The 8,545-nt window shown below is 72.4% G+C and carries 7 protein-coding genes; 5 read left to right on the top strand and 2 right to left on the bottom strand.

The window, feature by feature from the left end; genetic code table 11:
- The first annotated feature begins 319 nt into the window (after window positions 1-319).
- Together FYW95_RS28395 and FYW95_RS28390 are read left to right on the top strand one after the other, a co-directional pair.
- Complete coding sequence (locus tag FYW95_RS28395) at window positions 320-691, top strand: ABATE domain-containing protein (protein ID WP_236572260.1); 372 nt, start codon at window positions 320-322, stop codon at window positions 689-691.
- Complete coding sequence (locus FYW95_RS28390; protein ID WP_236572254.1) at window positions 688-1,008, top strand: CGNR zinc finger domain-containing protein; 321 nt, start codon at window positions 688-690, stop codon at window positions 1,006-1,008. Before FYW95_RS28395 ends, FYW95_RS28390 begins: the two co-directional genes overlap by 4 nt.
- Before the next feature lie 6 nt (window positions 1,009-1,014).
- Here the strand turns inward: FYW95_RS28390 and FYW95_RS20240 are convergent, their stop codons facing one another.
- Window positions 1,015-2,013 (bottom strand): LacI family DNA-binding transcriptional regulator, encoded by a 999-nt coding sequence (locus tag FYW95_RS20240; RefSeq protein WP_236572253.1) that lies wholly within the window; start codon window positions 2,011-2,013, stop codon window positions 1,015-1,017.
- Between the two features lie 117 nt (window positions 2,014-2,130).
- The gene (locus FYW95_RS28740) at window positions 2,131-4,737 is read right to left on the bottom strand and encodes a glycoside hydrolase family 78 protein (RefSeq protein WP_305081023.1); all 2,607 of its coding nucleotides are present in this window, start codon (window positions 4,735-4,737) and stop codon (window positions 2,131-2,133) included.
- A 396-nt stretch (window positions 4,738-5,133) separates the two neighbouring features.
- On the opposite strand from FYW95_RS28740, the gene FYW95_RS20230 reads away from it, so the two are divergent.
- The 3 genes from FYW95_RS20230 to FYW95_RS20220 are packed head-to-tail and all read left to right on the top strand — an operon-like array spanning window position 5,134 to window position 8,215.
- A complete protein-coding gene (locus FYW95_RS20230; RefSeq protein WP_159942323.1) occupies window positions 5,134-6,093 on the top strand; it encodes a carbohydrate ABC transporter permease in 960 nt (319 codons plus the stop codon).
- Window positions 6,090-6,914 carry a carbohydrate ABC transporter permease gene (locus FYW95_RS20225; RefSeq protein ID WP_159942324.1) on the top strand — a complete coding sequence of 275 codons (825 nt, stop codon included), beginning with the start codon at window positions 6,090-6,092 and terminating at the stop codon, window positions 6,912-6,914. Before FYW95_RS20230 ends, FYW95_RS20225 begins: the two co-directional genes overlap by 4 nt.
- A 47-nt stretch (window positions 6,915-6,961) precedes the next feature.
- Window positions 6,962-8,215, top strand: coding sequence for an ABC transporter substrate-binding protein (locus FYW95_RS20220; RefSeq protein ID WP_159942325.1), 1,254 nt, complete (start codon window positions 6,962-6,964; stop codon window positions 8,213-8,215).
- Window positions 8,216-8,545 lie beyond the last annotated feature (330 nt).

Genomic DNA, 8,545 nt, shown 5'->3' with positions numbered 1-8,545 from the left:
GTGGGGGCCGGGGGCGGCGAGGTGGACCGTCTCGGCCTCCGGCAGCCGCGCCGCGGCCAGCCGCGCGCGCAGGTCGTCGAGGTCGGTGTCACTCGCGTGGGCGTCGAATGCCAGCACGTCGCCGGTCTGGCGGTTCATGAGGCGCCCCCGCCGGGGCGGGCTGACGTGGTGACACCACGCTCAACGGCGGCCGTGACGCACCGGTGTGTGGACATGGGACCTCCTGGTCATCGGTGGGACCGGCCCGGGATCTGTCGGAACCATATAAGACGGTTCTAATAGGTCTCGGTGTCAGTGGGCAACCAGCTAAGGTGGTTCCATGAGCGCTCGGTTTCCTGACTTCCGTCTCGGTAAGGTGCTGGCGACCAGCTTCACGGGAACCCTGTCGGAGCGTCATGGCGACGCTGTCGAGCGCATCCCCACGCCGAACCGACGCGTCGTCTGGCCGGCGGTGAACGGTCTCGCCGTGGAGTCCTGCACCACCGCCCAGCTCGAACGCGCTTGGGAGCTGGGGGAGTCGGTTCACTCCGCCGCGACAGCGGCCGCGCGTTGGGACCCTCTCCCCGTGTCCGCCGTCCAGGTCACCAATGAGCGCAGCATCCAGGGCCGGGCCGCGGTTGTCCTGACGCCCGGGGGGAGCGGCGGTGGCGGCTCAGCTCGGCCTCCTCCGCGGAGGAAGCCCTGGGCGTGACCGCCCCCGACGCGATCAGCGTCATCTCAGGCGAACGAGACGGAAGACTGGCCCTGTGCGCATCGCCGACCTGCCGGACCGCCTTCTGCGACACCAGCCGGAGCCGCACCCGCAGATGGTGCGAGATGAACACGTGCGGGAACCGCCAGAAGAAGGCGAGCTTCAACGCCCACAAGCACGGAAGACCCGGATCGGAGAAGAAGCAGCCGCTGCTCTGGGTGCGTCCGGGGGCACGCGTCCGCGGCGCACCTGTGGCTTCGGGGGCACTCCAACGGCACCGCCCAGAGCCCGTCTGCGGCTTTCGACCAACGTGCTGAGTACGCCTAGCTGGAGGCGCGCTCGACCAGGTGCGGGGCGAACAGCAGGCGTCGGTGGCGGTGGCCGGGGTCCTCGACCTCCTCCACCAGCAGCCGGGCCGCGGCGCCGCCCAGGGCGTGACTGTCCACGTGCACCGAGGTCAGCGGCACCCCGGCCGTGGCCGCCGAGGCGATGTCGTCGAACCCGACCACCGCGATGTCGTCGGGCACACGCCTGCCCGCGCGGGTGAGCGCCTGCATCACCCCCAGGGCCAGCAGGTCGTTGGCGCAGAACACCGCCGTGGCCGGGCTGGGCGAGGCCAGGATCCGTTCGCCCGCACGCCGCCCCTGGTCCAGGGTGAACGCGCCCGCCTCCACCACGTCCACGGCCGCCTCCGACCGCCCCGCCTGGGTGACCGCGCGGCGGCACCCCGCCAGGCGGTCGACGGACTGGCGCATGTGCGCGGGCCCCGTCACACAGGTGATCCGCTCGTGCCCCCGGGCCAGGAGGTGGGTGGCGGCCATCTCGCCGCCCGCCACGTCGTCCACGGCCACCGAGCACACGTCCGGGTAGTCGGTCGAGTTGTGGAACAGCACAGTGCGCAGACCCCGTGAACGGACCCGGTCCACCCACTCCCGCGACAGCTCGGCCGGGGTGATGAGCACCCCCTGGGCCTGCTGCTGGAGCAGCATCTCCAGGTAGCGCTCCTCCTTGGCCGGGTCCACGTCGGTGTTGCACAGCACCACGGTCCGCCCCACGGCGTGCAGGTGGTCCTCCGCCCCGCGGGCCACTCCGGTGAGGAAGGGGTTGCGCACGTCGAACAGGACCAGGCCCACCCCCGTGCCGTAGCCGTTGCTGAGCTGGCGGGCGGCCTGGTTGGGCCGGTACCCCAGGGTGTCGATGACCTCCCGCACGCGGTCGCGCGTGGTGGCGGCGACCACCTCCGGCCGGTTCAGGACGTTGGACACCGTGGCCACGGAGACCCCGGCCTCCTTGGCCACTTGCCTGATACTGACGGCCTTCAAGGTGTGCCTGCTCCCCGTGTCCCCGCGGAGGGGGTCGAGTTGTAACGCTTCAATCCCGGTCCCCTGATGGTAGTGCGGCCGGGCGCGCCCCGACGTCCTCCGGCGGCGCGCCCCGGCTCAGGCGGTGTGCCACGGCGCCTCCAGGCGGTGTTCGCCGCCGCCCACCTCGAAGGGCTCCCGTCCGGGCAGGTCCACCACGGCCGTCGTGCCCGGGGGGACGACGGCGTCCACGCGCAGCAGGCCCCCGGCCCGGCGCCAGTGCACGCTCGCCGTCCCGTAGGGGGTCTCGTGCGTCGCGCCCGCCCGCTCCAGCCCGCCGCCCGGACGGGGGGCGATCCGCAGGCGCCGGTAGCCCGGGGCGTCGGGGGCCAGGCCCGCCACCGTGCGGTGCAGCCAGTCGGCCACCGCGCCGAGCGCGTAGTGGTTGAAGGAGGTCATCTCCCCGGGGTTGACCCGCCCGTCCGGCAGCATGCTGTCCCAGCGCTCCCACACGGTCGTCGCCCCCATCACCACCGGGTACAGCCAGGAGGGGGCCTCGCGCTGGAGCAGCAGCCGGTAGGCGGTGTCGGTGTGGCCGTGCCCGGACAGGGCGTCGCACACCAGCGGGGTGCCCGCGAACCCGGTGGCGATGCGGTACCCGTCCCCGGCGACGAGTGCGGCGAGCCGGTCGGCCGCCGCGCTCCGCTCCTCCTCCGCCAGCAGGCCGAAGCACAGGGCCAGCGCGTACGCGGTCTGGGTGTCGCTGCTCAGCCGCCCGCCGCCGAGGGCGTAAGCCTTGCCGAAGCCGGTGCGCACGTGCTCGGCCAGGCGCGCGTAGCGCTCACGGTCGGCCTCCCGGCCCAGGACCCCGGCGGTCTCGGCCATCACGCGGGCCGACTCCGCGGCGTAGGCGGTGGCCACCAGTGACGGGTCGGTGCGCGCCTGGAAGGGGTCCTCCGGAGGTGCCGCCGGGTCGAGCCAGTCGCCCAGCTGCCGGTCGCGCCGCCAGGTGCCGTCCGGCTCCAGCCGCTCCGCCACCAGGTCCACCCACGCCCGCGCGCTGTCGTACTGGTCGCGCAGCACCCGGGTGTCGCCGAAGCGCTCGTAGACCCGCCAGGGGGTGAGCACGGCGGCGTCGCCCCACACCGCCGCGGGCCAGGCGGGCGTCCAGGTGGGGGCGTGGATGGTGGGCACGACGAACGGCACCGTCCCGTCCGGGTACTGCTCCGCCGCCAGGTCGGCCAGCCACGAGCGCAGCATCCCCGCGCAGTCGTAGAGGAAGGACGCGGTGGGCGCGAACACCTGGATGTCGCCGGTCCAGCCCAGTCGCTCGTCGCGCTGGGGGCAGTCGGTGGGCACGTCGACGAAGTTGCCGCGCATGCTCCAGCGCACGTTCTCGTGCAGCCGCTGCAGGAGCGGGTCGGAGCAGGTGAACTCCCCGGTGGGCCGCATGTCGGTGTGCAGTACCCGCGCCACCACGGCACCGGGCTCCAGTCCGCCGGGCCAGCCGGTGATCTCGGCGTAGCGGAAGCCGTGGTAGGTGAAGCGCGGCTCCCACTCCTCGGCCTGCCCGGTGCCCGCGAGCACGTAGGTGTCGGTGGCCTCGGCGTGGCGCAGCGGGCGCGTGCACAGCCTCCCGTCCTCCAGCACCTCGGCGTGGCGCACGGTCACCGCGGTGCCCGTGGGGCCCTGGACGCGCAGGCGCAGGCGCCCCACCAGGTTCTGGCCGAAGTCCACCAGCAGCCCGCCCTCCCCGGTCGGGGTGACCGCGACCGGGTCGAGCTCGGCGGTGCACCGCACCGGCGGCGACAGCGGCGCGACCAGGGTGGCCGGGTCGCGCTCCACGGGCACCGCGGGGGTCCACCAGGTGTCGTCGAAGCCGGGCCGCGACCACCCCTCCCGGTCCAGGCGGGCATCGTGGTGCTCGCCGTCGTAGAGGCTGGCGGACAGGGTGGCCGAGGGCGCGCACCGCCAGTGCGGGCCGGTGCCGAAGCGCACGGTGGAGCCGTCCGCGCACTCCACCTCCAGCTGGGCCAGCAGGCCGGTGCGGTCGCCGTAGATGTTCCGACGGCCGCCGTGGAAGCCGAGCCTGCCCCGGTACCAGCCGTCCGCCAGGTGCGCGCCGACCGCGTTGGCGCCCTCGCGCAGCAGCGCGGTCACGTCGTGGGTGCGGTAGCGCAGCCGCGCGGGGTAGGTGGTCCAGCCGGGCGCGAGCACCTCGTCGCCCACCCGCTCACCGTTGATCTCGGCTTCGAAGACGCCGTGCGCGGTGACGTACAGGCGCGCGCGGAGCGGCGCCGAGGGCAGGGTGAAGCCGCCCCGCAGGAGGACGGGGCGTTCGTCCCCGACCAGCCCGTCGCCGGGACCGGCCATCTGCGCCCACCAGTCGGCCGGGTCGAGCAGCCCGGCCTCCACCTCCAGGGGCGGGCTCCAGGGGGAGGGGTCGGCCTGGTCGCCGCCCCACACGCGTACGCGCACCGACCGGCGTTCGCGAGAGGCCAGGGGCGGCCCCGGCCAGGGAACGAGGACGGACTCGGCGCCGGTGACGCGCCCGCTCGACCGGATCCGGCCGTCGTCGTCGCGGACCTCGATCTCGTAGGCCTCCTGACGCCACCCGGGCGGTGCCTGGCGCAGCGTCCACGACAGGCGGGGGCGGGACTCGCCGATGCCCAGGGCCGAGCGGTGGTGCTCGGCGGTGGGCGCGTCGGGGACGGCGCGTGCGGAGGAGGGTGAGGCAGGGGACACGGGGACTCCCGGGGAGCGAAGGCAGGCACGGGGCCGCAGCACTGAAGCCAGTTTATTGAACCGTTTCAAGTGGCTGGGCAAGCGTCACCGTAGGAACACTGACACGCTTCCGTCAAGCTGTGGGCATCTAGTCTCCGCTGCAGGCGGTCCTGAAAAGCTCGACACCGAACAGCAAAGTACCAGTTCAATGGAGTTCTCTAGGGAGTGGGTGGGCGACGTTCCCGTCGCTCCGGTTTGGTTGCGAAGAGGTTTCGTTCGCTTTCCGGGGTTGACGTACGTCACGTGCTCCGCCTAGCTTCAGGCCATTAAATGAAGCGTTTCAACTCTGTTAAACCCAGAGTCGCGCCGGAGTCGGAACACCAGCCGCCCCTCCCGCGCCGCACGAGGAAGAACCCGATGGAGACAGCCATGGCCCCCAAGGCCCAGCCGGCCGCACCAGCGGGGAGCGCCAGTCCGCCCCCGCCCGCCCCGGCGCGCCGCTTCCGCACCGACCGGATCGCCGTACCCTGGTGGTTCGTACTCCCCGCGCTCGCCTTCTTCGCCTTCGCGGTCCTGGTGCCCAGCGCCCGAGGCGCGGTGTACTCCTTCACCGACTGGGACGGCCTGGCCCGCTCCTCCAGCTTCGTCGGCCTGGAGCACTACCGGTCCCTGCTCTCCGACAGCGGTGCCCGCGACGCCCTGGTCCACACGCTCCTGATCGCCTTCTCGGTCACCGTCGTGCAGAACGCCGTCGGGCTGCTCCTGGCCCTGGGCGTCAACACCCGGATCAGGTCGCGCAACGTCCTGCGCGTGTTCTTCTTCGCCCCGGCCGTCATCACCCCGGTGGTCACCGCTTACCTGTGGAAGTACCTCTACGCACCGGAGGGCGCAATCAACGCGGCCCTGGACGCCCTCGGGCTGGGCCTCCTCACCCAGAGCTGGCTGGGAGACAGCGACCTCGCCCTGTGGTCGGTGGTCGCCGTCATCGTCTGGCAGTTCTCCGGGTACTCGATGGTCATCTTCCTGGCGGGCCTGCAGTCCATCCCCCGGGAGATCTACGAGGCCTCCGACATGGACGGGGCCGGGCCGGTCCGCCGCTTCTGGCACATCGTGCGCCCCATGCTCGCCCCCGCCTTCACCATCAACCTGATGCTCTCCCTCATCGGCGGCCTCAAGCTGTTCGACCAGGTGTGGGTGATGACCCAGGGCGGCCCCGGCGGCGCCACCGACACCCTGTCCACGGTCATCTACCGGGAGGCCTTCCAGTTCAACGCCTTCGCCTACAGCACGGCCATGGCGGTGGTGCTCACCCTGTTCGTCATCGTGCTGAGCGGCGTCCAGTACGGCTACCTCGGCCGCCAGGAGAGGAACTCATGAAGCGCTACACCTGGCGGACGGGCCTCCTGGAGGCGGCGATGATCGTCGCGGCCCTGGTCTTCGCCTTCCCGGTCTACGTCCTGTTCGTCCAGGCCCTGCGCCCCGTGGACGACACCGGCGCCTCCCCGCTGGTCCCCCCGGCCAGCCCGACCCTGGACAACTTCGCCCAGGCCTGGCAGCAGGCGAGCCTGGGCCCGGCCGTCCTCAACAGCGCCCTGGTCACGGCGGCCAGCGTCGTGCTGCTGGTCGTGCTCTCGGCGCTGGCCGCCTACCCCATCGCCCGCTCCACCCGTGGGTGGTCGCGCGCCGTGTTCGCGCTGTTCATGCTCGGCCTGCTGCTGCCGTTCCAGCTCGCGCTCATCCCGCTCTACCAGACCATGCGCGACCTGGGCCTGCTGGGCAACCCGATCGCGCTCATCATCTACTACACCGGCGTGCAGATGCCCTTCTCGGTGTTCCTCTACACCGGGTTCCTGCGCGGCCTGGACCGCGGTTACGAGGAGGCCGCGATGATGGACGGCGCCAGCCCCCTGCGCACCTTCTTCAGCGTGGTCCTGCCGCTGCTGCGCCCGATCACCGGCACGGTGGTCATCCTCAACGTCATCTTCGTCTGGAACGACTTCCTCACCCCGCTGCTGTACCTCAGCGGCTCGGGCAACCAGACCATCCCCGTGGCCCTGTTCGGATTCGTCGGACAGTACGTCTCCCAGTGGCCCCTCGTCTTCGCAGGCCTGATCATCGGCTCGATCCCCGTGCTCACGGTCTACTTCGCCATGCAGAAGCGCGTCATCCAGGGCTTCGCCGGAGGACTGAAGGGCTGACCCCCTTCGCCGCACCCGCACACCCAACCCCTTTTCCGGAGAGATCCATGTCCAAGAAGCTCCTCGCCCCCGCGGCCTGCCTGGCCGCGGCACTGGCCCTCACCTCCTGCAGCGGCGGTGACGGCGACGACGCGGGCAACGCGGTCACCGTGACCGCCAACTCCACCGACCGGGTACCCGTGGACGCGGTGGTCGCCGCCTTCCAGGAGGCCAACCCCGGCATCGAGGTCACCGTCACCTACGCCGACACCGACCAGCTCCAGAGCACCCTGCGCACCCAGCTGTCCTCGGGCACCGCCCCCGACGTCTTCACCGTCTGGCCCGGCAACGGCAACCCCGCCGCGCTCCAGCTCCTGGCGCCCGGCGGGTTCCTCGCCGACCTCAGCGGCGCCGGGTTCGCGTCGAGGATCCCCGAGGGCGACCGCCCCGTCACCGAGTACGAGGGCTCCACCTACATCGTCCCCGTCACCTACAGCGGCATCGGCGTCATCTACGGCAAGGAGGCGCTGGCCGCCCTGGGCGCGGAGGAGCCCGCCACCTGGAGCGAGCTCATCGAGCTGTGCGGCACCGCGCGGGACGAGGGCGTGAGCCTGCTCGCCCTGGGCAACCAGACCCCGTGGGTCACCCAGCTGGTCACCTACGCCCTGGCCGCGACCACCGTCTACACCGACACCCCCGACTTCGACGAGCGGATGGCCGAGGGCGAGACCAGCTTCGCCGACTCGGGCTGGAAGGCGGCTCTGGAGCAGTACCTGGAGATGGAGGAGGAGGGCTGCTTCAACGACGACCCCCTCGGCACCAGCTACGAGGCCTCCGTCAGCAGCGTCGCCCAGGGCCGGGCTGTCGGCCTGGTCCAGGTCGCCACCACCCTGTCGCAGGTGCAGTCCGAGGCCGGTGACGCGGAGCTGGGCATGTTCGCCCTGCCCGCCACCGACGACGCCGACCAGACCCTAATGCCGGGGTCGGTCTCGGCCGCCTACGGCCTCAACGCCGAGAGCGCCGACTCCGAGGCCGCCATGGCCTTCGTGGAGTTCCTGGGCTCGCCCGAGGGCCAGGACATCTACGCCACCGAGGGCGGAACCCTGACCGCGCTGCCCGACGAGGAGCGCGAGACCGACCCGGCGCTGACCACGCTCACCGACTACCAGGGCCAGGGCCGGACCGTGCCGTTCATGGACCAGCGCTGGCCCAACCCGCGGGTCCAGCAGACCCACTTCACCGTGGTCCAGCAGCTCTTCGCGGGTGACATCACCGTCGACGAGGCCCTGGCCGAGATGGACGCCGCCTACCGGACCGAGTAGGCCGCCGCCGTCCGGGGCCGCTCCCGGCTCCGGACGGCACCCCCCCGCGCACACCCCCCGCCCCCCGGAAAGCACCACGAAACGCAGAACCCTGCTGTCCGCCGCCAACCCGAACACGGTGGTGGTGCTCAACACCGACGGCCCCGTGCTCATGCCCTGGCTCGACCAGGCGGGCGCCGTGGTGCAGACCTGGTACGGCGGCTGCTGCCCGGCCTGTACGGGGTCCACGCGGGCCGCTCCTCCGCCGACCTGCCCCTGGAACGGACCGTCAGGCTCGGCTGAGCCCCGCCCCTCCCGTCCGCCCTCCCGCCCGTGCCCCGGGCGGGCGGA

The organism is Nocardiopsis sp. FR4 (assembly GCF_009830945.1).
GTDB lineage: Bacteria > Actinomycetota > Actinomycetes > Streptosporangiales > Streptosporangiaceae > Nocardiopsis.
Note: the sequence above shows the minus strand (reverse complement) of the source record. Positions and strands in the feature narration are given on the sequence as shown.

Bases quoted from the DNA above. Each gene is read 5' to 3' on its own strand.
- FYW95_RS28395 (WP_236572260.1), top strand. From the start codon at position 320: ATGAGCGCTCGGTTTCCTGACTTCCGTCTCGGTAAGGTGCTGGCGACC.
- FYW95_RS20230 (WP_159942323.1), top strand. From the start codon at position 5,134: ATGGAGACAGCCATGGCCCCCAAGGCCCAGCCGGCCGCACCAGCGGGG.
- FYW95_RS20225 (WP_159942324.1), top strand. From the start codon at position 6,090: ATGAAGCGCTACACCTGGCGGACGGGCCTCCTGGAGGCGGCGATGATC.
- FYW95_RS20220 (WP_159942325.1), top strand. From the start codon at position 6,962: ATGTCCAAGAAGCTCCTCGCCCCCGCGGCCTGCCTGGCCGCGGCACTG.